Here is a 23,190-nt window from a genome sequence, read left to right as displayed (position 1 = left end):
CGCAGACGGAAGGGGTCACCATGCTGCGGCAGGTGGCGGAGGGTGTGCTGGTCCACGAGAGCGAGTTCTGCCAGAGCAACACCGTCGCGGCGCAGGGCACCGCCGGCATGCTGCTGATCGACCCAGGGATACGCGGCGAGGAGCTGGCCTGCCTCGCGGACGACCTGTACGGCTCGGGCCAGACCGTCGTCGCGGGCTTCTCGACGCATCCTCATTGGGATCACCTGCTCTGGCACGCCGGGCTCGGCGTGGCGCCCCGTTACGGCACGGCCGGTTGCTCGGCCGCCGTGGGAGGTCTCCTCTCCCACCCGAAGTGGCAGGCCCTGGTCGCCGCAGTCCTGCCGCCGGACATCGCCGAGCAGATACCGCTGGGCTCGTTCGGCCTCATCACGGGCCTGTCGGCCGCGACCGCGCGGATCCCCTGGGACGGCCCGCGGGTCCGGATCATCGAGCATCAGGCGCATGCCTCAGGCCATGCGGCGCTGCTGATCGAGGATCGCGGCGTCCTCGTCGCGGGTGACATGCTCTCGAACGTCCTGGTTCCGATGCTCGATCTGAACAGCGCCGACCCGGTCGAGGACTACCTCGCTGCACTTCGGCTTCTCGAGGGTGTGGCGGGCGACGTCGATGTTCTCGTCCCCGGCCACGGGTCCGTCTGCAGAGCCGACGAGGTCCAGGCGCGGATCGACCAGGATCGCGCGTACCTTCTCGCCGTGCGTGACGGCGGCGTTCTCGAGGACCCCCGCCTCGGGTCATCGGCCAAGGACGGCTGGGAGTGGGTCACCGACGTCCACGAAGGGCAGCTCGAGGGCCTCGCCCGCCAAAGCGAGCGCGGGACGGCGGCCGGATAGGAAGGCTCAGGCATCCTCGGGCCGCGCGGCCTCGCTATCGTCGTCCTGGGCGGCGGTGCGCGCCTCGGGCTGCGGGCGCGGCGCGCAGGACGTGCCGTGGTCGGGCCGGTAGGTCCAGGTGTGCGAGGTCTCGCTCACGAGGGTGCTGCCGCGGAAAACGCGGCGCTCGTTCGTGATCGTGAAGCCGTCCTGCCCGGCGCGACGCGGGGTGCAGCTCGCCGCTGTCGACGGGTTGGTCCTGGCCGGCTGGATGTTCCGCTTGGGGCTCGCCGACGTCTCGACCCGGAAGTGCTCGGTGCTCCAGATCTGCACGTGGAGCTCGCCGCCCCCGACCCAGGAGCGCAGGACCGCCCCGTAGGGGCTGGTGTTGCGGAAGCGCAGGTCGATCGACCCGGTGAAGATCGTCGCCTCGCGCCCGGCGGGGTAGCGGGGGATCCACACCGAGTGCGGCTGGCGCTCGACGATGTCGAAGCCTGCGAAGAACCCGGCGTTGTAGACGTTGGTGGCCATCTGCGAGAGCCCACCGCCGACGCCCGGGACGAACTGCCCGCCCACGATGACGGGCGCGTCGCCGAACCCGTTGGCGGCGTTGATCGGGCCGAGCGCGTCGAGCAGCGAGAACGTCTCGCCCGGGCGGACGAGCGTGCCCGTGAGCAGCTCGGCGCCGCGGTGCAGGTTGTCGGTGCGCACACGGTCGTTGGTGATGCCGGTGGAGAAGCTCGAGACCACCTCGTGCACACCGAGCGCCTCGAGCGAGGCGCGCGTGTCGGCCGGGGCCTCCTCGATCAGCTCGGCCTGGGCGGTCCGGTCCTCGCCGACGGCCGCGGCCTCGACCGCGACGGCGAGGGCGTCGGCGTCGAGCGTCGTGCCGGTGGCGCCACCGACGACCTGCGGACGCCCGTCGGCGAACACGAACCGGGCGTTCTCGGCGGGGGTCAGAAGGTTGGTCGCGCGGTCGTCGACGGCGGAGCGCAGCGCGGCGCCGTCGAAGGACACGACGAGCTCGCCGTCCTGCGCCTCGAAGGAGGCGGCGTCGGCCAGGACCGAGCCGGGGAGCTCGGGGCGCTGCCCGGCGACCTCGACCGTGACCGGGGCGGACACGATCTGGCGGGCCTGCGCGTAGGCCGCGTCGGTCGCGTCCTGGGTGATCGCGGGCGCAACGAGCTCGGCCGGCACGTCGAGCGGGCCCTCCTGGCGCAGCCAGCCGGACTCGAGCACGCGTGCCGCGTCGGCGGGCTCCACGCGCGATCCCTCCTGGGCCGCGCTGGTGACGGCCTGCCCGTCCTCGAACCCGGCCGTGCCGTCGACCGGCTCGACCTCGAGCTGCGAGGCGAGGCTTTCCGCGACGGGCTCGAGCCTCCCGCGGTCGACCTGGACCACGGGGTCGGCCTCGAAGCTGCCGCTGAGGTGCGCCCACAGGCGCACGGGGTGCAGGGAGAAGCCGGTGAGCCGGTCGACGCTCGCCGCGGTGTCGAACGCCAGGCCCGCGTACGCCGGGTCGACCGAGGCGGTGGCGGTCGCGGCGGTCAGCTCGATCGGCTCGAGGATGCGCTCGGCCAGGCCCGCGTCGAGCCTCGCGATCGCGTCGTCGCGGGTGAGCCCGCCGACGTCGACGCCCGCGACGGACGTGCCCGTGGGCACGCGCTCGGAGAGCGCCCACTGAGCGCCGGCGTACGCGGCGCCGACGACGGCGACGCCCGCGGCGGTCCACGCCAGGGCGCGGAGCCCGCGCCGGAAGGCGTCCCCGGCAGGGGTCGGCGGCGCGGGCGCGGTGTCGCGCTCGTTCGGGTGGCCCATCAACACGCTCCGTACGGTCGGGAAGTCTTCAGCGTCCGACCCTAGGCGGGCCCGGCGGGCGCGGTCCGTCGTCGTCGCGCACGGTGTGCGCCCGCGGCGGGCAGCGACCGCTCGGCACCGCCGTGCCCACATGCTGGGCCGATGCCCGGCGCGGCTTCACATGACGCGCACGGTTCTGGAACAGTTCTGCCCCATGTCGCAGACCGTCACCGCCGCTCCGGCGCGCACCCTTGTCGAGATCTTGCCTGCGGGGCGGGTCCGCACCGTCACCGCGGTCGTGCTCGGCGCCGTCGTCGTCGCCGCGCTGGGGCAGGTCATGGTGCCGCTGCCGTTCACCCCCGTCCCGCTGTCGCTCGGCACGCTTGCGGTGCTCGGCGTCGGCGCGGCGCTCGGGCCGCGGCTGGCGGCGGCGTCGATCGGGCTGCTGATCGTCGCGGGCGTGAGCGGTCTGCCGGCCTTCGCCGGCGGCACGAGCGGCTGGGCCTTCGCCTCGTTCGGCTACGTGCTGGGCTACCTGCCCGCGGCCGTCCTCATGGGCCGGCTCGCCCGGACGGGCGGCGACCGGTCGGTGTGGCGGACCTTCGCCGGCGCGGCAGCCGCCAGCGCGCTCGTCTACGTGGTGGGCGCCCCGTGGCTCGCGGTGTACGCGCACCTCGGCCTCGCCGACACGCTCGTCGCGGGCGTGCTGCCGTTCCTCGCGGGCGACGCCGTCAAGGCGGCCATCGTCGCGGGCGTGCTGCCGACGCTGTGGCAGGTGCAGCGCTGGTCGCTCAGCGGGCGCTGAGCACCCGGTGTGGACGTGTGACCTTGCCCCATAGCGATCAGCAGCTGCGGAGGGGACTGCTGCACGGTGTCGGCGGTGTGCACGCACCTGGGCGGGATCCTGGGGACAAGTGACTCCCCCTAGGCGGAGTCACGACTCAGTCACGGGCGGGCGGCGCGGGTGCGACCAGCGCGGCCGGTGCGCGGCTCTGCGCCCTCGGCGCCACGGCCGGCGGGCTGGGCTGGCGAGTGCGGCAGACCGAACGTCGCCGCGACGCCGACCACAAGCACGCCTGCGGCGATGCCCGTGGTGACCCGGCTCGCGTGGACGAGTGCCTGCTCCGCGTGACGGGCAGCGTCCGCGGTCGCGGGGTCCGCGGCAAGGGCCGGGATGGCGGCTCCGGCGCTGTCGTGGACCATCGCGACGACTCGCTCCTGCTGGGCGGCGGGAAGGCTCGAGTCGGCCACGCGATCCTGCGTCTGGGACGTCGTCGTGGCGATCAGCAGGCCGCCGAGCAGCGCGACTCCGAGCGCGGACCCGAGCTGGCGGACGGTCGTCTGGAATCCCGACGCCTGGCCGCTCTCGGCAGCCGGGACGTCGACGAGGATGACGTTCGTCAGCTGCGCGGTCGCCAGACCGACCCCGACGCCGTAGACGAACAACCATATGGCGATGACCGCTCCGGGCAGCGAGGTGCTCAGCGTCAGGGCGAGGCCACCGATCGCGACGGCTTCGAGTGCGAGCCCGATGCGAACGACGGAGGTGCGGCCCAGGCTGGCCGACAGGCGCGGGGTGGCGCCCGAGACGAGGAAGGTGCCCAGTGCGAGCCACAGCAGGATCCAGCCGGTGCCGAGCGCCGAGTACCCGAGTGCGCCCTGGAGAAGGAGCGGCAATGTGAACAGGAGCCCGAACTCTCCGAGCGCCACGATCATCGCCGCGATGATCCCGAATCTGAAGGACCGAATCTTCAGCAGGCCGAGGTCGACTAGCGCAACCTTGCCCGCGAGCACGCGGCGTCGTTCGACGAGGACGAACGCCACCACGAGCAGCACGCCTCCGACAAGGGCGAACGGGACAGGCGTCGGGCTCCCGTCGGCGTCGCGCCACCAGCCGTAGTAGTCGCCCTCGATGAGGGCGAACACGATGCCCGCCAGTCCGAGGCTCGACAGCAGGACGCCGGGGACGTCCGCGCCGCGCCGCAGCGTGGTGTCGCGTGTCTCGTCGATGGTCCGCGCGGTGCCGTACAGCGCGAGCAGGCCGAAGGGGATGTTGAGCCAGAAGGCCCACCGCCACGACACGTCGGTGGCCAGCCAGCCGCCGACGAGCGGGCCGACCGCCGCCATCCCACCGATCGTCGATCCCCAGATCGCGAACGCGATCCCCCGCGCGCGTCCCTGGAACATCGCGTTGAGGGTGGACAGCGTGCTGGGCAGGACCATGGCGGCGCCCAGGCCTTGGACCAGTCGCGACGCGATGAGCATCGCCGGGCTCGCCGCTGCGCCGGCACCGACGCTGGCCACCATGAAGGTCGCGAGCCCGATCGCGTACAGGCGTTTGCGCCCGTAGAGGTCCCCGATCCGGCCGACCGTGAGCATGAGCGAGGCGAACACGAGCGAGTAGATCGCGTTCATCCACTGCGCCCCCGACGCATCGAGGCCGAGGTCCTCGATGACGACAGGCAGCGCGACGTTGACGATCGTCGCGTCCATGATGACCAGCGACACGCCCAGGGACAGCGTCGCCATCGCGAGCCAGTGTCGGCGGGAAATCCGGGACGTCTCGGACATGCGCTGCTCCTCATGCGGTGAGCTCCCACCGGGCGGCCGCCCGGCGCCACCGACCGTACATCCCGACACCGTGTCGACAAAACCTGTAGATCTGGTGATGTCGGTCCGCCGGTGCGAGTTTACCGACTCAGTGTCGGTATAGTTGCCGACATGATGTCGACAAAGTTGAGGGGGCGACGTGTTCCTCGCCCTTCGTGAGCTGACGTTCGCCCGCGGCCGCTTCGCCCTGATGGGCTCCGTCGTGGCCCTGATCGCAGTCTTGATGGTCCTGTTGTCCGGCCTGTCCGTGGGCTTGGTGAACGACGGCGTCTCCGGCTTGAAGAAGCTGGACGTGACCTCGCTGGCCTTCCAGAAGGACGTCGCCACGGACGCGGCGTTCTCCCGTTCGTTGATCGACCCGGAGGTCGCGGGCACCTGGCGCGACCAGCCCGGCGTCCAGGACGCGGCGCCTTTCGGAAACACCCTGGCCAACGCCCGCACCGACCGCGGTGTCGATATCGACCTGGCGCTGTTCGGTGTCGAGCCGGACAGCTGGCTGGCTCCGCAGGCCACCAACGGTGCGAAGCTGGCCGACTCGGACAGCCTGCTGCTGAGCGAGACCGCACGGGATGCCGGTGTGCGCGTCGGGGACACGGTCACGGTGGCCCAGCTGGGCACACAGCTTCGAGTCGCCGGGTTCCTCGAAGGTCAGCACACGTTCGGTCATGTCGAGGTCGCTTACGTCAGTCTGCCGACGTGGCAGGAGATCCGGGCGGGCGTGCGACCGGGCGAGGAGGTGGGTGCGCACGTCTACGACCAGGTCACCGCCGTCGCGGTCCGTGCGGCGCCTGGCGCCGACGTCGACCTTGCCGCCGGCGACGCTGCGGCCGGCACGACGTCGTTGACCCTGAAGCAGTCCTTCGGGGCCTCGCCCGGCTTCTCCGCGGAGACCTCGACGCTGGACCTGATCCAGGCCTTCCTCTACGCGATCTCGGCCCTCGTGGTGGGAGCCTTCTTCACGGTGGTGACCATCCAGCGGCGCCAGGAGATCGCCGTGCTGCGCGCGATGGGCGCCAGCACCGGAAGCCTGCTGCGCGACAGCCTCGCCCAGTCGCTCGTGCTGCTGCTGGTCTCGTCCGGCGTGGGCGTCGGGCTCGGCGTCGCGATGGGCGCCGCCATCTCCGGCTCGCCGATGCCGTTCCACCTCGACCCGGCGCCGATCGGCATCGCGACGGCCGCGCTCGTCCTGCTGGGGATGCTCGGCGCGGTCGTGGCCGTGCTGCGGATCACCCGCGTCGACCCCCTCACCGCCCTGGGAGCACACCGATGAGCCACGAGACCGCCCTCGTCCTGGACGCCGTCACCCTGACGCACGGGGACGGCGAAGACACCGTCACCGCGCTCGACGACGTCCACCTCTCCGTCGAGCCCGGTGAGCTCGTGGCTGTCGTCGGCCCCTCCGGCTCGGGCAAGTCGAGCCTGCTGGCGGTCGGCGGTGCGCTCGTGCGGCCCACCCGAGGCACTGTGCGCGTCGCGGGGACCGACCTCGGCGACCTCGACGCACGTCGCCTGACCCGCCTGCGGCGCGACCTGATCGGGTTCGTCTTCCAGTCCGCGAACCTCCTGCCCGCCCTGACCGCCGTCGACCAGCTCCGCCTCCCGCTCACCTTCGGCCGTCGGCAGGACGCACGAGACCCCGCCACCCTGCTTGCGGAGGTGGGGATGAGCCACCGCGCCACCAAGCGCCCCCACCAGCTCTCCGGTGGAGAACGACAGCGGGTGGGCATCGCCCGCGCCCTGGTGACCAGGCCCCGGCTGCTGCTGGTCGACGAGCCCACCGCCGCCCTGGACCGGCAGCGCAGCCAGGAGATCGTCGGCCTGCTGGCGCGAGAGGCCCACGAGCACGGCGTGGCGACGGTCATGGTCACCCACGACCACGACGTGCTCCACCACTGCGACCGGGTGCTCGAGATGGCCGACGGTATCTTGGGCACCCACGTACCAGTCCCGAGGCCATGACCATGTGAGGTGAGCCCGTGCCGCGTATCCAGGCACCCACGGTGGCCGAGCACCGCGCTCAGCAGCGACGCGCGATCTTGGATGCGGCACGGGCCCACCTTGCCGAAGAGGGGCAGGCGCCCTCCCTGGCACAGGTGGGCGCACGGGCGAACCTGGCCCGGTCGAGCGTCTACGAGTACTTCGGCTCGCGCGACGAGCTGCTGGCAGGCGTGGTCGGCGACGTGTTTCCCGACTGGGCAGCCCAGGTCATCGGGTCCACCGAGTCTGCCTCGACCCCCGGAGAACAGGTCTGGGCCTACGTCGAGGCCAACATGCAGCTGTTCGCCAGCTCCGAGCAGGCCGTCGCACGCGCCCTGACGAGCGTCGTAGATCCCGCTCTCCTTGCCGGGCCGCTGAACCGGTTCCACGAGTCGCTCCAGAAGCCGCTCGTCGCCGCTCTCCGTGCCCACGGGGAGGCGCAACCCCAGCTGATGGCCGACATCATCGGCTCGATGCTGGTTCGCGCCAGCCACGACGTGTGGTCACCCAACCGACGCACCGCTCAGCGTCGCCTGCGGACCGCGCTGCGGCTGCTCGCCGACCTGCTCTGGCCCTATCTCGGGATCGACCGCGGGGAGCCGCAGCCGGGCTGATCGGCCTCACGCCAGGAGGCGACGGGTCGAGCCGGGTCGTCGAGAGCGACGACGCCCTGCGCGAGCGGATCATTGAGGTGGCGGACGGGCCTTTCTACGCCGGCGCCATCCAGTCGGTCGGCATCGCAGCCCGCACCGCCGCAGCGACGCTGCTCGACGCCGTCAGGCCTCGGTGATCGGGGTCGCGGCGATGCCTGCGACCAGAGCCCGGATCGCCCAGCCGGTTCGCTCGTCCGGGGTGCCCGAGACCATCGACTCGGCGTTTGCGGCGATGTGCGGGGTGGCCTGCGGGTCGGCGGCACGGAAGGCGATGGCGAGGGCGTGGACCTTGCCCTCAGCGGACTCGTCGGCAATCCCGGGCGCGGGAGTGCTGTGCTCGGCAGCCGTCGCCGTGACGTGCTGCAACAGCAGGTCCACGCCCCACGCGGCACGGTCCGCGTCGATCTCGCCGTCGAGCAGCAGCCCCAGGATCTGGTCGTACAGCCGCATCGCGTTCGGGCCGGTCGGGCGCAGCAGGAGCGCCGAGCGTGCCAGGCCGGGATAGGTATGGAGCACCTCGGCGTAGGAGCCGAGCAGGCCCTCCAGGCGCGAGCGCCAGTCACCCGTGCCGGGCTCGAGCGAGGCGATGAGCTCGTCGAGGACCGCCGCGTGCAGCTCGGCGGTGTTGGCCACGTACACGTACAGCGAGGCCGGCCCCGTGGACAGGGCCTGGGCCACCCGGCGCATCGTGGCCTTCTCCAGGCCCTCGGTACGCATGATCTCGATCGTCTCGGCGACGATCCACTCTCGGGACAGGGCGGGCTTTGCCGGACGTTCGCGCCTGCTGCGGACTGCGGTCACGGCCCCACCGTAGCGAACGCGTTCGTCAGGAACTGGTCTTGGCACCGAATCAACGAACGCATTCGTTGCGAACATGTTCGTTGTTCGCTACGATGCTCCACGAACACGTTCGTTGAAGGAGTTGCCATGACCACCGCCATCACCCACGCTCTTGTCTTCGACGGCGAGCGGGTCCTCGATGCGACCACCGTCGTCATCGAGGGCATGACGATCGCCTCCGTCGGGGGCGAGGTCCCGGCCGGCGCCGAGATCGTCGACGCCGCCGGCGCGACCCTCCTGCCCGGTCTGTTCGATGCCCACGTGCACACCAACCGCGCGAGCCTTGGCCTCGCGCTCCGGTTCGGCGTGACCACCCAGCTGGAGATGCAGGGCACCAACACCCGCGCGAACCGCACGAGCATCGAGGACGACGACACCGTCGCCGATGTGCGTTCCTCCGGGTTCGGCATCACCCCGCCCGGTGGGCACCCGTCTGAGCTGTTCCCGGAGGGCTTCCGCCCCGGGCCGCCTTCTGGCACGCGCCCGCCGGCCGGACAGCCGCCGCTGATGCCGTTCTCGACCACCCCGGAGCAGGCGGTCGCGTTCATCCCGCAGCTGCTCGAGGCCGGCTCGGACTACATCAAGTTCATGGTCGACGACGGCAGTGTCGAGGGGCATCCCGGCATCCCCATGCTCGACCAGGCCACCCTGGACGCTGGCGTGGCCGAGGCCAACAGTCGCGGCATGCTCACCATCGCGCACGCCCTGACCGTCGACGCGACTCGCATGGCGATCGACGCCGGCATCGGCGGCCTGGCACACCTGTTCATGGACCGTCCCCACACCCCGGAGATCATCGAGCGCATCGCCGCATCCGGAGCATTCGTCGTCCCGTGCGTCGTCCTCAACGCCTCGATGATGGGTATCACCGGTGCCGAGCTCGCCGCCGACCCCCGCGTCTCCTCGCGCCTCGACGACGCGTGGCTCCAGACCCTGAGCTCCAGCTTCAACCACTACCCCCAGGGCAACCTCGACGACGTCCTCGCCTCCGTCAAGGCCCTGCACGACGCCGGGGTCGACATCCTCGTCGGCACCGACACCTCCGTCCCGGTCCCGTTCATGGGAGGCCTCGCCCACGGCGCGAGCGTCCACCACGAGCTGCAGTACCTCGTCCGTGCAGGCCTCACGCCGGTGGAGGCGCTACGCGCGGCCACGAGCACGCCCGCACGCCGGTTCGGCCTCCACGACCGCGGTCGCATTACCGAGGGGCTGCGTGCCGACCTGCTCCTGGTCGACGGCGACCCCACCACGACGATCAGTGACACCCTCAACACCCGCGCCGTCTGGAGGCGCGGCACCCGGCTCGCCGGCGAGACGGCGGGCGCCTCTGCGAGTGCACCGGACACCCGGTGAGAGCACAGCGTGACTCGGCACGGCCGACACGCCCGGGATCACGCAAAGTACAGCGGCGTGTCCGCGCAATCTGCGCCGCATGTCGACACGCGGGTAGCGCGCCCCAGCGGAATGCAGCGTGTGACGATCGGCACGCTCCGGGCCTCCCGCGGGTCGCTGCTCCGGCTCTAGGCTCGCGTTCGTGCGCTCCTCCCGCCTCGTCCTTCCCGCCGTCCTCGCCGTCGCCGCGCTCGCGGCGTGCTCGACTGGCACCACCAACGACGCCGGGACGTCGTCCTCGCCGTCGGCCGCGGCCTGCGCGCCGGGCGCGCTGCCCACGCTGACCGACGGGAAGCTGAGCGTCGGGGCCGGCGAACCGTACGCCCCCTGGTACCTCGGCGAACGCACCAGCGGCAAGGGCTTCGAGTCGGCGCTCGTGTACGCGGTCGCGGACCGGCTCGGGTACACCCACGACCAGGTGACCTGGGTCGACGTGACCTTCGACCAGATCGTCGCCCCGGCCGAGAAGCCCTTCGACTTCGCCGCCTACCAGACGACGATCACCGACGCGCGCAAGCACGCCGTCGACTTCTCGTCGCCCTACCTGACGAGCCGCCAGGGCGTCATCGTCGCCGACGACGGCCCGTACGCCGGCGCCACCACGCTGGCCGCGCTCAAGGGCGCGAAGGTCGGCGTCACCGCGGGGCAGACGTCGCTCGACGCCGTCGAGGCTGCGTGGGGGGACAAGGTCCAGGTGGCCCCGTTCAACGCCGCCGGCGACGGCATGCAGGCGCTGCACGCCGGCCAGATCGACGCCATGGTCATGGACGTCGACCAGGGCGTCGCGGCGTCGACCGTCTACTTCCCGGACACGCAGGTCATCGGCACGCTGCCGCAGGTGGGCGCGCCCGAGCAGCTCGGCCTGGTGCTCGACAAGGACTCTGCGCTGACCACCTGCGTCTCGAAGGCCGTCGACGAGCTCGAGGCCGACGGCACGCTCGACCAGCTGCGCCACGAGTGGCTGAAGTCCGACGCGATCAAGCCGCTGAGCTGATCACGTCACGGGGCTGAGCCGCCCGATGGCGTACCGGCACGCGAGGACGCCCGTCGTCGTCGTGACCGCCTCGATGAGGCGCAGGTCCTTGCGGTGCTCGTCGGCGAACAGGCGGTGCCCAGACCCGAGCAGGATCGGGTAGATCAGCAGTACGTACTCGTCGACCAGGCCCGCGGCGTCGAGCGCCGCGACCAGCTCGCCGCTGCCCAGGACCGTGAGCTGGCCCTCCCAGGACTCCCTGAGCCGGCGCACGGTGAGGTGCGCGTCCCCGGCGTGCAGCTCGCTGTTCGGATACTTCAGGTCCGTCGATGCGTCGCGGCTCACCACGTGCTTGGGCGCGCTGACGAGCGCGTCCGTGTACGGGTTGGGCTCGGTGACGGCCGTCCAGTGCCGCAGCAGGTCCTTGTACGTGCGAAACCCCAGCAGCAGGCCGGTGCTCGCCGCCATCGCCGTGCCGGCGAACCGAGCCAGCACGTCGTCCTCGTAGCCGACACCCCAGCCGCCGTGCGCGAACCCGCCGCGCTCGTCCTCGTCCGCCCGGCCGGGCGCCTGCATGACGCCGTCGAGCGTGATGCTCTCGTACACGCTGATCGTTCCCATCGTCCCCTCCCAGGGAACAGCCTCGCGGCGCATGATGGAAGCCACCACTCGACGAGGAGGACGACGATGAGGGCGACGGTGGGGGACCGGATCGTGCGGGCGTCGGGGCACGTCGACGGCGCGGTGCGCGACGGGCTGATCACAGAGGTGCGCGGTGCGGACGGCGCGCCGCCGTACACGGTCCGCTGGTCGGACACGGGGGACGAGTCGCTCGTCTTCCCAGGCGGCGACTGCCTCGTCGAGCCCGGCGGCGAGGCGGCGCACCCGGCCGTCGCGCACCCGCGCAGCCGCACCTGGCAGGTGACCGTGACGATGGTCGAGTCGGGGCCGAGCACCACCGCGGAGGCGACGCTCGTCAGCGGCGACATCGGCAGCCTGCGCGCCGTGGGGCGGGCCCAGAAGGACCCGTCCGACGCCGAGGTCGCCGTCGTCGGCGACGAGATCGCCGCGGGCCGGGCGCTGCGGCGCCTGGCCGACGCCCTGCTCGGCCAGGCGGAGCGGGACATCACGGCGTCGACGGGCATCCGGGGCCACGTGCACGCCTGAAGCGGGTCAGCCCAGCAGCGACGAGCCGTACTTGAAGACGACGACGGCCACCGTCGCGATCAGCCATGCCGCCAGGAGGAAGCCCAGGCCGCCGCTGCGGACCACCGACAGGGCGAACCGCTGCACCCGCCGCGGCCAGTGGAGGTTGTCCTCGAGGACGTTGAGATGCAGCATCGAGAAGAACACCACGGTGGTCGCGAGCTGCACCGTCAGGCACCAGATGCACAGCGCGTGGATCTGGAAAACAGCCGCGTAGAACAGCCAGTAGGCGAACACGAACCCGAACAGGTAGATCGTCTGCGCGGCGATCATGAACCACTTCGGGAACCGCAGCCCGGCCAGGCCGAGCACCGCGATCGTGATCACCACGGGCTCGGCCGCCAGGCCCAGGAACGAGTTCGGGAAGCCGAACAGCGAGGCCCGCGGTGAGAGGGCGACCTGCGCGCAGGAGAACACCTTGCCGAAGTCGCACGACAGCACGGCATCCGGGTTCGCGGCGAGCGTCACCGCCTCCTTGGACAGCACGAACGCCGCGACCAGGGAGATGATCGCGCCGACGAGCATCTCGCCGAACAGCCAGCGGCGGGAGTGGAAGAAGCCTGTCGGGCGCTCGTCGAGCAGGAGATCGCCGTCCGACGTCATCGTGGCGTCGGAGGTGGGCGCGGTGGTCACATGGGCTCCCCGGGTTCGCAGTCGGGGCCAGGCTAGCGCGCAGCGATGGGCGCGCGGTGCCAGGCTGTCCCGGTGACCGACCCCCACCTGCTCGGAGCCGCCGACGCGCCCGTCACGATCGTCGAGTACGCCGACCTCGAGTGCCCGTACTGCAGGGCCGCCGCGCCCGTGCTGCGGCAGGTCGTCGAGGCCTCGGGAGGCCGGGTGCGGCTCGAGTTCCGGCACTTCCCGCTGTTCGAGGTGCACCCCCACGCGCTGACGGCGGCGCTCGCGGTCGAGGAGGCCGCCGAGCAGGGCCGCTTCTGGGAGCTGGTCGGCGAGCTGTTCGCGCACCAGGACCGCCTCACCGACGCGGACCTCGTCGCGCACGCACGTCGCGCTGGGCTGGCGGACCCGGAGGCGGTGGCCGGCCCCGTCGCCCAGCGCCACGCCGACCGGGTGCGCCGCGACTACGCCGACGGGCTCGCCGCCGGGGTCGACGGCACGCCCACGATCTTCGTCGACGGCGCCCGGTTCCGCGGCCGCCCGACGCCGGAGCGCCTGCGCGAGGCGATCGACCGGGCGGCGGCGGCCCGGTTCAGCTGACCGGCTGCTCGGGGGCGAACCACGGCCCCGCGGGCAACGCCGGCGGCGGCCCGTCGCCCGCCCCGGGGGAGCACAGGGGCCAGCGCTCGCCCATCCAGCGCAGCACCACCGAGCCGAGCACGGCCGCCACCAGCGAGCCGGCGAGGATGCCGATCTTCGCCTGGTCGCGCAGCACCGGGTCGTCGAATGCGAGCGCCGTGACGAACAGCGCGATGGTGAACCCGATGCCCGCGAGCATGGCGCCGCCCAGCAGGTGCGAGTACCGCACCCGTCCGGGCAGCTGGCCCAGCCCCGTGCGCAGGGCGATCGACGCCGCCCCGAAGATGCCCACGGCGTTGCCGGCAACCAGCGCGACGGCGATGCCCACCGTCAGCGGCGACGTCGCCGCCGCGCGCAGCGTCGCGCCGTCCACGTGCACGCCCGCGTTGGCCAGCCCGAACACCGGCACGACGACGAATGCGCTCCACGGGTGCAGCACCCGCTGGAGCCGGTCGCTCGCGGGGACGGCGGCGCGCGCGGCGAGCTCGGTCAGATGCTGCTGCTCCGCCGTCGTCTCCAGCGCGAGCCGGCGCGCGTACGCAGGGACCGCGGCGACGTCGTCGGCCCGGGCGGGGAAGGCCGGGACGAGCAGGCCCAGCGCGACGCCCGCGAGCGTCGCGTGCACGCCCGAGGCGTGCACGGCCGCCCACAGCGCGAGGCCGACGACGACGTACGGCCACAGCCGCCACTCGCGCATCCAGCGCAGCCAGCCGAGGACGCCGACGAGCACGACCGCGATGCCCAGCGCCACCCAGCTCGCGTGCGACGTGTACGCCACCGCCATGACGGTGATCGCCCCCAGGTCGTCGACTACGGCGAGGGTGAGCAGGAACAGCCGGAGCTGGTCGGGGCAGCGTGGGCCGAACAGCGCGAGCACGCCGATGAGGAACGCCGTGTCCGTCGACATGACCACGCCCCAGCCGTGCGCCGCCTGGCCCGTGTGGTTGAACGCGAGGTAGATGAGGATCGGCACGCAGAGCCCGCCGAGCGCGCCGAGGGCCGGGACCGCGACGGAGCGGCGGTCGCGCAGCTCGCCGACGGTGACCTCGCGGCTGATCTCCAGACCGATGACGAGGAAGAAGACCGCCATCGCGGCGTCGTTGACCCAGCCTTCGAGGGTCAGCGAGAAGTCCCGGTCACCCACGGTGACGCCCAGGGGCGTGCTCCAGAAGGTCTCGTAGGTGTGGTGCCACGGGGTGTTGGCCCAGACCAGGGCGGCGAGCGAGGTGGCGAGCAGCAGCATCGCGCCGCCCGCCTCGGTGGCGAGGAACGCGCGCACGGACGGGGCGAGCGGGCGCAGCGGGATGCGCAGCGGCGGCCCGGGCCTGCGCCCATCGCTCAGCGCGTCGCGCTCACGGCTGGTCGTATGTGTCCTTGACTACGAGCACGGGCACGGACGCGTCGAGGAGCACGCGCTGCGTCGTCGTCCCCATGACGAACGTGCCCTGGCTCGAGCGCTTGCGGGCACCGATGACGACGAGCGTCGCGTCGACGGCGTCGGCGGTGTCGAGCACGGCGTCGCTCGGCTCGGCGTTGTCGGGCCGGAAGCTCACCGCGGGCCGCGTCAGGCCCTCGGGCAGGTCCGCGAGGACGGCGGCGAGGACGTCGGGCACGGTGTCGCCCGGGTTGAGGACGAGAACCGAGAGCGGGAGGCGTCGTCGAGCGGCCTCCGCGATGCCGACACGTAGCGCCGCCACGCCGTGGAGGGAGTCGTTGCAGGCCACGAGCACGGTCATGGCCTCACCTTCTCACGCACCCAGGCCCGGCACTCCCAGACCCGCAGGCAGCATCTCTGGGAGCGACTCGCGCAACGCGGCCAGGCGGGCCCGGCGGGCGCTGCCGGTCAGCCGCTCGGCCGGCGCGGTGATGCTCACGGCCGCGACCGGGCGCCCCGCCCGGACGACGGCGACCGCGACGCACGCGATGCCGGGCTCGTTCTCCTGGTTCTCCTCCGCGTACCCGTGGGCGTGCGCCGCGTCGAGGGCGCGGCGCAGGTCCGCGGGTGCGGCGTCGTCGCCCGCGAGGCGCGCGAGGGCGGCGTCGTCGAGCGGCTCGCCGGCCGCCTCCGCGGCGGCGAGCCAGGCGCGCCCGAGCGCCGTCGTTGCGGCCGGCCGGTGCCGCCCGACGGCGGACCACACCCGCACGGCCCGCTGCGGCTCCACCTTGTCGAGGTAGACGATCTCGCGTCCGGCCAGGGCGCCCAGGTGCACGAGCTCGTCGACCTGCCGGCTCAGCGTCGTCAGGGCCGGGTGCAGCAGGACCGGCAGGTTCTCCTCGCTGAGGAACGTGCTGCCGAGGGTGAGCGCCGCGGCGCCGAGGCGGTAGGCGCCGTCGGGGGTCTGCTCGGCGTAGCCGCGGTGGCGCAGCGCGGCGAGGGTGCGGTGGAGCGTGGTCTTGTGGACGCCGACCTCGGTGGCGAGGTCGGCGAGCTGGGCTCCGGCGGCACCGGTGCGCGCGAGCGCGTCGAGGGCCAGCAGGGCCTTGTCGACGGCGCCGATGGGGCTGGGGTCGGGCACGGCGTCTCCTTCCGGTACCGTTCGTTGCGCAGAGTACAACCTGCGTTCACTATCACGAAACGGAGTCCCGATGGACGCCTCAGTCCTCGACCGGATCGCCGCGCTGCGCATCGTCCCCGTCGTCGTCGTCGACGGCGCGGACGAGGGCGCCCGGCTCGCCGACGCGCTCGTGGCCGGCGGCCTGCCTGTCGCCGAGATCACCCTGCGGCTGCCCAATGCGCTTGCGGCCCTGCGCGCCGTCGCCGCCGAGCAGCCCGACGTCCTCGTCGGGGCCGGCACGGTCGTCACCGCCGCCCAGGTCGACGAGGTCGTCGAAGCGGGCGCGCAGTTCATCGTCTCGCCGGGGACGTTCGAGCCCGTGGTGCGGCGCGCACAGGAGCTCGGCGTGCCGATCCTGCCGGGCGTCGCGACGGCGTCGGACGTCATGCGCGCCCTCGACCTCGGCGTGCGCACCGTCAAGCTCTTCCCCGCCTCGATCGCCGGCGGGCCTGCCGCGATCAAGGCGCTCTCCGCCCCGTTCCCGCAGGTCAGGTTCATGCCGACGGGCGGCGTCAACGCCGTCAACCTGCACGACTACCTGGATCTGCCGTCCGTCATCGCCGCGGGCGGGTCGTGGATGGTCGAGCGTCCGCTGGTCACCGCCGGCGACTGGGCCGAGATCACCCGCCGCACGGTCGAGGCCGTCGCGCTCGCCGCCCCCCGCACGACGACGCCGGAGGACTGACCCCGTGAGCACCTCGATCACCACCCGCCCCGCCACCGAGTGCAGGTACGACGTCGTCGCGCTCGGCGAGGTCATGCTGCGCCTCGACCCGGGCGACCGCCGCATCCGCACCACCCGCACCTTCGACGTCTGGGAGGGCGGCGGCGAGTACAACGTGGCCCGCGGCCTGCGCCGTGCGTTCGGGCTGCGCGGCGCCGTCGTCACGGCGCTCGCCGACAACGAGGTGGGTCGCCTGGTCGAGGACTTCATCCTCCAAGGGGGCCTGGACACCTCCCACATTCAATGGCGCGACTACGACGGCATCGGTCGCACCGTCCGCAACGGCCTCAACTTCACCGAGCGCGGGTTCGGCGTGCGCGGCGCCGTCGGCCTCTCGGACCGCGGCAACACCGCCGTCGCGCAGCTCAAGCCCGAGGACGTCGACTGGGACGGGCTCTTCTCGCAGGGCGTGCGCTGGTTCCACACCGGCGGTATCTTCGCGGCCCTGTCGGAGTCGTCGGCCGACGTCGCCGAGGCCGCGATGACGGCCGCGCGGGCACACGGGACGATCGTGTCCTACGACCTCAACTACCGACCCTCGCTGTGGAAGGGCATCGGCGGACCGGCCCGCGCGCAGGAGGTCAACAAGCGCCTCGCCTCGCTCGTCGACGTCATGATCGGCAACGAGGAGGACTTCACGGCGTCGCTCGGCTTCGACGTCGAGGGCGTCGCAGAAGACCTGGTGGACCTGGACACCAGCGCGTTCCGCGCGATGATCGAGCAGGCCTCGACGGCCTACCCGAACTTCCAGGTCATCGCGACGACGCTGCGCGGCGTGCGCTCGGCGACCCGGAACGACTGGGGTGCCATCGCCTGGTCACGCGCCGAGGGCTTCGTCGAGGCGACCCACCGCCCCGACCTCGAGATCTACGACCGCGTGGGCGGCGGCGACTCGTTCGCGTCGGGCCTGGCGTACGGGCTGATGGAGCTGTCGACGCTGCAGGAAGCGGTGGAGTACGGCGCCGCGCACGGCGCCCTCGCGATGACGACGCCGGGCGACACGACGACGGCGACGCTCGCGGAGGTCGCGAAGCTCGCGGGCGGTGGCAGCGCGCGCGTGCAGCGCTGAGCGAGCCCGCGTCGCCTCGCAGGTCTGTCGGTAGGGTCGGCGGGTGCGGCGCGTCCTGAGGCAGTGGGTGGATCCGTTCATCGTCGCCCTCGTCGGGGTGCTGCTCTTCGGGCTCCTCGTGCCGCTGCCCGACGCCGCGCTGCGCGTCATCGGCGTCGCCGGGCACGTCGCGGTCGCCCTGCTCTTCCTTCTCTACGGCGCCCGCCTCTCCACGCGCGAGGTGTGGGCCGGGCTCAGGCACTGGCGACTTCAGGGCGGGATCCTCGCCTCGACGTTCGTGCTGTTCCCGCTGGTCGGGATGACCGTGGGGAACCTCGTCGAGCCGTGGGTCGGCGCGGGGTTCGCCGTCGGGATCCAGTACCTGTCGCTGCTGCCCTCGACGGTGCAGTCGTCCGTCGCGTTCGTGTCCGTGGCCCGCGGCAACGTGGCCGGCGCGATCTGCGGCGCCACCGTGTCCAACGTGCTGGGCATGCTGCTCACGCCGCTCCTGGTGCTGTGGCTGCTGGCCGACGTCGTCGACGGCGGTGCCGGGATCGCCGGCGTCGGTCTCTCCCGGCTGGGGGACGTGCTGCTCGGGCTGCTCGCGCCGTTCGTCGTCGGGCAGCTGCTCCAGCCGTGGGTGGGCGGCTGGGTGCGGGCGCACCGGCCGCTGACGCTCGCCGTCGACCGCGGCACCATCCTGCTCGTGGTGCTCGGTGCGGTGGCCAGCGCGACGGCGGCCGGGACGTGGAGGGGTATCTCGCCGTGGGCCGTGGTGGCGCTGCTGGGCGTGTGCGCGGTGATCCTCGGCGTCGTGCTCGCGAGCACCTGGTGGGGTGGGCGGGCGCTCGGGCTGAACATCCCGGACCGCATCGCGCTGCTGCAGTGCGGTGCGACGAAGTCGCTCGCGACCGGGCTGCCGATGGCGGGTGTGCTGCTGCCGGCGGCGGTGCTCGGGTCCGTCGTGGTGCCCGTGGTGCTGTTCCACCAGCTGCAGCTGATGGTGTGCTCGGTGCTGGCCCGGCACATGGCGGTGCGCGAGTCCCGAAGTCCCTCGCGATCTGCTTGACCGGAGCCTCGCCGCGACGGGCGACGGCCACGACATCGTCGCGAAACCCCTTGGGATGAGGTCTGGCACGATGACAAACCTTCCAGCGGCGCCACACGGCACCACAGATCAAGCGTCACCTGATCGTGCAGCAGTCCCGGGGGGCGCCGCCTGCGGTCTCTGTAGGACTCCGCCAGACTGACGGAAATCTTCTGCGTCTGGCGCTACGGTGAACTCCACGACCGTTACATGCTGCTGCCGCAGGACGTCGAGCACCTCTTGCGGAGTGCAGTTGAAGAACTCGCGCCGTCGATTTACCTTGTTCACACGCTTGTGCTCAAATGCCCTGTGCAGCATCGCTTCAGTTCCGGGCGCGTCGTCGGAGAAGAACAGGGCGTGAACGTCGTACTTGAAGGGTACGGATGCGTCGCCCAACTCCCTGACACGATCCATCGGTTCAAGACGGCGGGTCATTCCGATTTTGACCATATGCTCGCCGAACGAGCCTACGTTCGAGATGACGTACACATATCCAGCACGCTGGTTCGCAACACGGTAGTCGACATCCTCGATCGCCTTGTTCACGTCCGCGATCTTGGCTTCCATCTCGGCCTCGGCTGCGGCCGCTGCCATGTCATCCCCACGCTCCCGCAGCGAAGCGATGACATGCTCATAGTGCTCACGCTCCTTCTTCAACTGGCCTTCGAGCCGTTGACGTTCGCGCTTCATTTCAGCCTCGATCTTGGCCTGTTCGCGCAGTTCAGCCTTGCGCTCGCGCTCAGCCTCCTTCTCGGCTGAAAGTGCGAGCATGTGCCTGGCCGTGAGCGTAAGTTCTTTCTCGCGCAAGTCCTCGTAGCGGTGCGTGATGCGAAGGTCAATCATCGACCCGTACCGTCCGATACGTTCGGCGATTGACCGCAGGCGCTTGATCGCGGTACCCACGTTTCCCGCCTTGACCGTCTTGACCGCGTTCTCGGCTTCAGCGTTGTAAGAGGATGTCTCACGTGGTTCACCCTGGTTCGGCGTGTTTGCCCGGTTCGCGATGCTTGGGGCGGCATGATCCGGGGGCGTGAGCGATCCGTTGTCGTTGCGGCTGGTCCCGGACGAGCTGTGGGAGCTTGTCGAACCCGACCTGCCCGCCTTCGAGCCGCGTCCGCAGGGCGGCGGGACAGCGCCGGTGGACGCGCGGGCGGTGTTCACCGCGATCGTGTACGTGCTGACCAGCGGCTGCGCGTGGCGGATGCTGCCGGGCTCGTTCGGGGTCTCGCCGGCCACGGCGCACCGCCGATTTACGGACTGGGCCCGGGCCGGGGTGTTCGCCCGCGTGCAGCGGCGGGTCCTGGACCGGTGTGGGGCGGCTGGGATGGTGGACTGGAGCTCGGTGATCCTGGACGCCGCGAGCGTCCGGGCCAAAAGGGGGGCTCGCTGACCGGGCCCAGCCCGGTCGACCGGGGCAAGAAGGGCTCCAAGATCCACGTCATCACCGACGCGAACGGACTGCCGCTGGTCGTCGGCGTCTCGGCGGCCAACCTGCACGACTCCCAAGCGGCCGAGCCGATGGTCCGCGGCATCCCGCCGCTGAAGTCCCGGCGCGGCCCGCGTCGACGCCGCCCGGACAAGCTGCGCGCCGACAAGGGCTACGACTACGACCACCTGCGCACCTTCCTGCGTCAGCGCGGCATTACCCCGAAGATCGCCCGCCGCGGCATCGACTCCTCCGAACGCCTCGGCCGTCACCGCTGGAAGGTCGAACGCACCCTGGCCTGGCTCACCGGCTACCGCCGCCTGACCATCCGCTACGAACGCCACGCCAACCTCTACGCCGCCTTCGTCGCCCTCGGTGCCACCATCACGGCATTCAAGAAGCTCCAGGCCGCCACGTGAGACAACCTCTAAGCAGAGAGCATCATCTTCGCGAGATCGCGGACGAATTTGTTGCCTTTGGCGTTTGAGTTGTTGAAAACGAACTGTGTTGTCGCCGTCCAAGCGCCACCGTCTTTGGCGCACGCTGCTCGAATGTCCGCTCGCACCTGCGCGAGTTCTGCCGCGAGGGCTACGGAGTTCTCTGCTGGATGCTCGAAGTTGTACAGGCCGACCTCTTGCAAGACGAGCGACTCGCGCACATCGATGACCTGCGTCTGCAACTTCGCGATCTCGCCCCACAAGTGCTGTCGCTGCTCAACGACAGCACTTTGTTCCGCGAGTGCCGCAGCACGCGCCCGCTCCAACTCACTCTGGGCCCGCTCCGTCTGCAGTTGAATCTCGGCGAGGGGCAACGCGCCGGTCTTGGCGAGGTTGTTCGCCAAGACGGCACATCGTCGCTTCTCCGCCGTCAGCGCCGCGGCGAGTTCCTGCGCCTGCTTGTACGCGCCAAGTCGCGTGACCTTGATCGGTAGGTCGGTGATCGTGTCGCTCGCGACCGGTTCCGGCGGTGTCGCGGCCTTAGGCGGGTGTGGCCTCGTGTGCTGTGTCCACTGATTGCCGTCCCACCAGCGCACAACATCTGCCGTGCCGTCCGGATACCAGCCTGCTGGGGTCTGCACCGTCATGCTGCTCACCTTTCGCGTCGAGTCACGTGTCGATGAGCAGTGTCAGTCGTAGCCCTGCCGCCCAGTTCACGGTTGGCGCGCACTGGAGCATGTGTCATCGCCACCGAGACCGACGTCGATCTGGTGAGGACGGACTAGCAGGCACTCCTCAGGCTCACGTCCCGTTTTCTTGAGCCCTGCCGAGTCCGCGCCGTTGCCCGCGTTCCGCACCGCCACGCACCGTCTCACGGAGCGAGGCGGTGTGCGTTTTCGCTCCCAATCCGGCACCTGGCTCCGCCGCCTCGCTCACCGAAACGCTCGCGAGGCGCCAGCGTGTCGCGCTCCGCTGAGCATCAGCGAAGCGCCGCCATACCACCACGGCAGATCGCGAGCCGGCGCGCAGTGAACCTTCCGGCGATCGCTGCCGTCGATAGCGCGTGTGTCGACGACGCTCGAAATGTGAGCCGTTCCGGCGTCGTCCTGGCCTAGTTTTCGACCGTCGTCGACAGCGTGGCGAAATGCGCGTTGGGTTGGACGTGGAGGACCGCAAGCGCCCCCATCACTGCGGCACGAGTGCAGTCAATTTTCGGGGGCAGTCGCGTCCGGTAGCGGTCCTGGTCGGGTGGGTTCGGCTTCTTCACCGGCGGGCCCGTCGGCGGCAACCTGTCCTGTGAGCCTGGCGACCAAGGCGCTATGACGCTGGAGCATCCGTTCGTTGTACACCCAGTCTTCTGCCTCTGGGTTACGACCAACCAACTGCGCCTGATCGACGACGGCGCCGGCGGCGGCGGCCAGGACCGCGTAGTCGTGGGTGGCGGCATAGGTGTCCACGCCGATGACGTACTCGACCAGCTCGGCAACTTGGGCAACGAAGACTCCTCTGTAGTTCTCCAGCAGGGCAGCGCCGAACCTGGAGGGGGTCTCGCAGCAGTGCTCTAACGAGTCACGCGCGCACGGCGCGGACGAGCTTCAAGCCAGCAGGACCGGACAGGACCGGCCACGACCTCGCCCGGCGGACAAGTCGCAGGAAGAGCAGACGACCACAGCAAGTGACACGCCGCCAGAAATACTTCGGGTCTGGCCGAGCGAGGCCGAGCCCAGCCTGTCAGCCGACCCCAGGCCAGCTGGGATCATTAGAGAAATGCTTCGCTGCCTTTCGCAGGATGTTTTGCTCGGCCGTCAGGCGCTGGTTGTCAGCCGCGAGCCTGCGCACCTCGTCACGCAGCCGTACGAGTTCTTGCTCGGAGCTCTCCTGGGTCGCCTCCGCGACGTCCGTGCGGGTGCCCGACCTCGGACGACGGGTCGGGATGCCTGCCTGCTCTACCCAGCGCGTCAGCGCCGACTTCGAGACAACCGAGCTCGTCAGCGATCTCGACGAGGCTCGCACCCTCCGTCACGCGATACAGCTCGACGGCATCACGTCGGAACTCCTCCGAGTAGCGCTTGTTTGCGACGGACAGAGTCTCGCTTCCTTCGGCACGAGCCGGATCGAGCGTGTCCACCAAACGGGGTCAGGCGACCCAAGATCGTCGGGTTGGGACTCAACCTGAAAGGCGTTCGATGCTCATCAGGTTCGTGCTCACTTCGTTTCTGGTTGATGCCACCGCACTCGTCGTGGTCGCACTGGTGCTGAGCCCGAGCGAGCCTCAGCTCAGCTCCAGTGCTCGCTTCGGCTACCTGAGCATCGAGCTGTAGCAGGTCGAGGCAACGCTCCACCTGCAGACGCCGCCGATCGGGTTCTACGCGCCACCG

25 protein-coding genes are annotated in these 23,190 nt (G+C 71.3%); 14 read left to right on the top strand and 11 right to left on the bottom strand.

Annotated elements, in window-relative coordinates:
* Positions 1 to 20 precede the first annotated feature (20 nt).
* A complete protein-coding gene (locus tag ACO4JP_RS15400) occupies positions 21 to 851 on the top strand; it encodes an MBL fold metallo-hydrolase (RefSeq protein ID WP_425954855.1) in 831 nt (276 codons plus the stop codon).
* 6 nt (positions 852 to 857) lie between these two features.
* Here ACO4JP_RS15400 and ACO4JP_RS15395 read toward each other — a convergent pair whose 3' ends face one another.
* Positions 858 to 2,648: a VanW family protein gene (locus ACO4JP_RS15395; protein ID WP_425954854.1), complete on the bottom strand. Its 1,791-nt coding sequence runs from the start codon at positions 2,646 to 2,648 to the stop codon at positions 858 to 860.
* Positions 2,649 to 2,841: 193 nt separating this feature from the next.
* Between ACO4JP_RS15395 and ACO4JP_RS15390 the strand changes: the two genes are divergently transcribed.
* Positions 2,842 to 3,432 carry a biotin transporter BioY gene (locus ACO4JP_RS15390; RefSeq protein ID WP_425954853.1) on the top strand — a complete coding sequence of 197 codons (591 nt, stop codon included), beginning with the start codon at positions 2,842 to 2,844 and terminating at the stop codon, positions 3,430 to 3,432.
* 140 nt (positions 3,433 to 3,572) lie between these two features.
* Here the strand turns inward: ACO4JP_RS15390 and ACO4JP_RS15385 are convergent, their stop codons facing one another.
* Positions 3,573 to 5,198, bottom strand: coding sequence for an MFS transporter (locus tag ACO4JP_RS15385; RefSeq protein ID WP_425954852.1), 1,626 nt, complete (start codon positions 5,196 to 5,198; stop codon positions 3,573 to 3,575).
* A gap of 178 nt (positions 5,199 to 5,376) precedes the next feature.
* On the opposite strand from ACO4JP_RS15385, the gene ACO4JP_RS15380 reads away from it, so the two are divergent.
* The 3 genes from ACO4JP_RS15380 to ACO4JP_RS15370 are packed head-to-tail and all read left to right on the top strand — an operon-like array spanning position 5,377 to position 7,828.
* Positions 5,377 to 6,507, top strand: a complete 1,131-nt coding sequence (locus ACO4JP_RS15380) for an ABC transporter permease (RefSeq protein ID WP_425954851.1) — start codon at positions 5,377 to 5,379, stop codon at positions 6,505 to 6,507.
* The gene (locus tag ACO4JP_RS15375; protein ID WP_425954850.1) at positions 6,504 to 7,196 is read left to right on the top strand and encodes an ABC transporter ATP-binding protein; all 693 of its coding nucleotides are present in this window, start codon (positions 6,504 to 6,506) and stop codon (positions 7,194 to 7,196) included. The genes ACO4JP_RS15380 and ACO4JP_RS15375 overlap by 4 nt, the downstream gene beginning before the upstream one ends.
* A 17-nt stretch (positions 7,197 to 7,213) precedes the next feature.
* Positions 7,214 to 7,828 carry a TetR/AcrR family transcriptional regulator gene (locus tag ACO4JP_RS15370; RefSeq protein ID WP_425954849.1) on the top strand — a complete coding sequence of 205 codons (615 nt, stop codon included), beginning with the start codon at positions 7,214 to 7,216 and terminating at the stop codon, positions 7,826 to 7,828.
* Between the two features lie 162 nt (positions 7,829 to 7,990).
* On the opposite strand, the gene ACO4JP_RS15365 is transcribed toward ACO4JP_RS15370, so the two are convergent.
* Positions 7,991 to 8,668 (bottom strand): TetR/AcrR family transcriptional regulator, encoded by a 678-nt coding sequence (locus tag ACO4JP_RS15365; RefSeq protein WP_425954848.1) that lies wholly within the window; start codon positions 8,666 to 8,668, stop codon positions 7,991 to 7,993.
* Between the two features lie 126 nt (positions 8,669 to 8,794).
* Between ACO4JP_RS15365 and ACO4JP_RS15360 the strand changes: the two genes are divergently transcribed.
* Both ACO4JP_RS15360 and ACO4JP_RS15355 read left to right on the top strand, forming a co-directional pair.
* Positions 8,795 to 10,060: an amidohydrolase family protein gene (locus ACO4JP_RS15360; RefSeq protein ID WP_425954847.1), complete on the top strand. Its 1,266-nt coding sequence runs from the start codon at positions 8,795 to 8,797 to the stop codon at positions 10,058 to 10,060.
* 181 nt (positions 10,061 to 10,241) lie between these two features.
* Entirely contained in the window at positions 10,242 to 11,093 is an 852-nt protein-coding gene (locus ACO4JP_RS15355) for an ABC transporter substrate-binding protein (protein ID WP_425954846.1), read from the top strand.
* Here ACO4JP_RS15355 and ACO4JP_RS15350 read toward each other — a convergent pair whose 3' ends face one another.
* Entirely contained in the window at positions 11,094 to 11,693 is a 600-nt protein-coding gene (locus ACO4JP_RS15350) for a dihydrofolate reductase family protein (protein ID WP_425954845.1), read from the bottom strand.
* Between the two features lie 66 nt (positions 11,694 to 11,759).
* Here ACO4JP_RS15350 and ACO4JP_RS15345 point away from each other — a divergent pair, with 66 nt between their 5' ends.
* The gene (locus ACO4JP_RS15345; RefSeq protein ID WP_425954844.1) at positions 11,760 to 12,239 is read left to right on the top strand and encodes a dsRBD fold-containing protein; all 480 of its coding nucleotides are present in this window, start codon (positions 11,760 to 11,762) and stop codon (positions 12,237 to 12,239) included.
* A gap of 6 nt (positions 12,240 to 12,245) precedes the next feature.
* Here ACO4JP_RS15345 and ACO4JP_RS15340 read toward each other — a convergent pair whose 3' ends face one another.
* Positions 12,246 to 12,911, bottom strand: a complete 666-nt coding sequence (locus tag ACO4JP_RS15340; protein WP_425954843.1) for a vitamin K epoxide reductase family protein — start codon at positions 12,909 to 12,911, stop codon at positions 12,246 to 12,248.
* Positions 12,912 to 12,983: 72 nt separating this feature from the next.
* Between ACO4JP_RS15340 and ACO4JP_RS15335 the strand changes: the two genes are divergently transcribed.
* On the top strand, positions 12,984 to 13,496 hold the full coding sequence (locus tag ACO4JP_RS15335) for a DsbA family protein (RefSeq protein ID WP_425954842.1): 513 nt from the start codon (positions 12,984 to 12,986) through the stop codon (positions 13,494 to 13,496).
* On the opposite strand, the gene nhaA is transcribed toward ACO4JP_RS15335, so the two are convergent.
* The 3 genes from nhaA to ACO4JP_RS15320 form a co-directional block, all read right to left on the bottom strand.
* A complete protein-coding gene (gene nhaA / locus ACO4JP_RS15330; protein WP_425954841.1) occupies positions 13,489 to 14,814 on the bottom strand; it encodes a Na+/H+ antiporter NhaA in 1,326 nt (441 codons plus the stop codon). The genes ACO4JP_RS15335 and nhaA overlap by 8 nt on opposite strands.
* Before the next feature lie 73 nt (positions 14,815 to 14,887).
* Positions 14,888 to 15,271: a universal stress protein gene (locus ACO4JP_RS15325; protein ID WP_425954840.1), complete on the bottom strand. Its 384-nt coding sequence runs from the start codon at positions 15,269 to 15,271 to the stop codon at positions 14,888 to 14,890.
* A gap of 12 nt (positions 15,272 to 15,283) precedes the next feature.
* Positions 15,284 to 16,051: an IclR family transcriptional regulator gene (locus tag ACO4JP_RS15320; RefSeq protein ID WP_425954839.1), complete on the bottom strand. Its 768-nt coding sequence runs from the start codon at positions 16,049 to 16,051 to the stop codon at positions 15,284 to 15,286.
* A 70-nt stretch (positions 16,052 to 16,121) separates the two neighbouring features.
* Here ACO4JP_RS15320 and eda point away from each other — a divergent pair, with 70 nt between their 5' ends.
* Genes eda through ACO4JP_RS15305 form a run of 3 tightly spaced genes read left to right on the top strand, consistent with a single transcriptional unit; the run spans position 16,122 to position 18,931 of the window.
* Complete coding sequence (eda, locus tag ACO4JP_RS15315; RefSeq protein WP_425954838.1) at positions 16,122 to 16,775, top strand: bifunctional 4-hydroxy-2-oxoglutarate aldolase/2-dehydro-3-deoxy-phosphogluconate aldolase; 654 nt, start codon at positions 16,122 to 16,124, stop codon at positions 16,773 to 16,775.
* A gap of 4 nt (positions 16,776 to 16,779) precedes the next feature.
* Positions 16,780 to 17,883, top strand: a complete 1,104-nt coding sequence (locus ACO4JP_RS15310; protein WP_425954837.1) for a PfkB family carbohydrate kinase — start codon at positions 16,780 to 16,782, stop codon at positions 17,881 to 17,883.
* Between the two features lie 43 nt (positions 17,884 to 17,926).
* On the top strand, positions 17,927 to 18,931 hold the full coding sequence (locus ACO4JP_RS15305) for a bile acid:sodium symporter family protein (protein WP_425954836.1): 1,005 nt from the start codon (positions 17,927 to 17,929) through the stop codon (positions 18,929 to 18,931).
* A gap of 108 nt (positions 18,932 to 19,039) precedes the next feature.
* Here ACO4JP_RS15305 and ACO4JP_RS15300 read toward each other — a convergent pair whose 3' ends face one another.
* Positions 19,040 to 20,110 (bottom strand): DUF4041 domain-containing protein, encoded by a 1,071-nt coding sequence (locus ACO4JP_RS15300; RefSeq protein WP_425954835.1) that lies wholly within the window; start codon positions 20,108 to 20,110, stop codon positions 19,040 to 19,042.
* Here ACO4JP_RS15300 and ACO4JP_RS15295 point away from each other — a divergent pair.
* Positions 19,992 to 20,794, top strand: a protein-coding gene (locus tag ACO4JP_RS15295) for an IS5 family transposase (RefSeq protein ID WP_425957128.1) whose coding sequence is annotated in 2 segments (ribosomal slippage) — positions 19,992 to 20,328 and positions 20,328 to 20,794 — 804 coding nt in all. Because the reading frame shifts where the segments join, the coding sequence is not laid out codon by codon here. The genes ACO4JP_RS15300 and ACO4JP_RS15295 overlap by 119 nt on opposite strands.
* A gap of 8 nt (positions 20,795 to 20,802) precedes the next feature.
* On the opposite strand, the gene ACO4JP_RS15290 is transcribed toward ACO4JP_RS15295, so the two are convergent.
* Both ACO4JP_RS15290 and ACO4JP_RS15285 read right to left on the bottom strand, forming a co-directional pair.
* Positions 20,803 to 21,459 (bottom strand): DUF2510 domain-containing protein, encoded by a 657-nt coding sequence (locus ACO4JP_RS15290; RefSeq protein WP_425954834.1) that lies wholly within the window; start codon positions 21,457 to 21,459, stop codon positions 20,803 to 20,805.
* A gap of 558 nt (positions 21,460 to 22,017) precedes the next feature.
* Complete coding sequence (locus ACO4JP_RS15285) at positions 22,018 to 22,269, bottom strand: hypothetical protein (RefSeq protein WP_425954833.1); 252 nt, start codon at positions 22,267 to 22,269, stop codon at positions 22,018 to 22,020.
* A 729-nt stretch (positions 22,270 to 22,998) separates the two neighbouring features.
* Here ACO4JP_RS15285 and ACO4JP_RS15280 point away from each other — a divergent pair.
* Positions 22,999 to 23,133 (top strand): hypothetical protein, encoded by a 135-nt coding sequence (locus ACO4JP_RS15280; RefSeq protein ID WP_425954832.1) that lies wholly within the window; start codon positions 22,999 to 23,001, stop codon positions 23,131 to 23,133.
* Positions 23,134 to 23,190 lie beyond the last annotated feature (57 nt).

It is taken from the genome of Xylanimonas sp. McL0601, from assembly GCF_049852175.1.
Taxonomy (GTDB): Bacteria; Actinomycetota; Actinomycetes; order Actinomycetales; family Cellulomonadaceae; genus Xylanimonas.
Note: the sequence above shows the minus strand (reverse complement) of the source record. Positions and strands in the feature narration are given on the sequence as shown.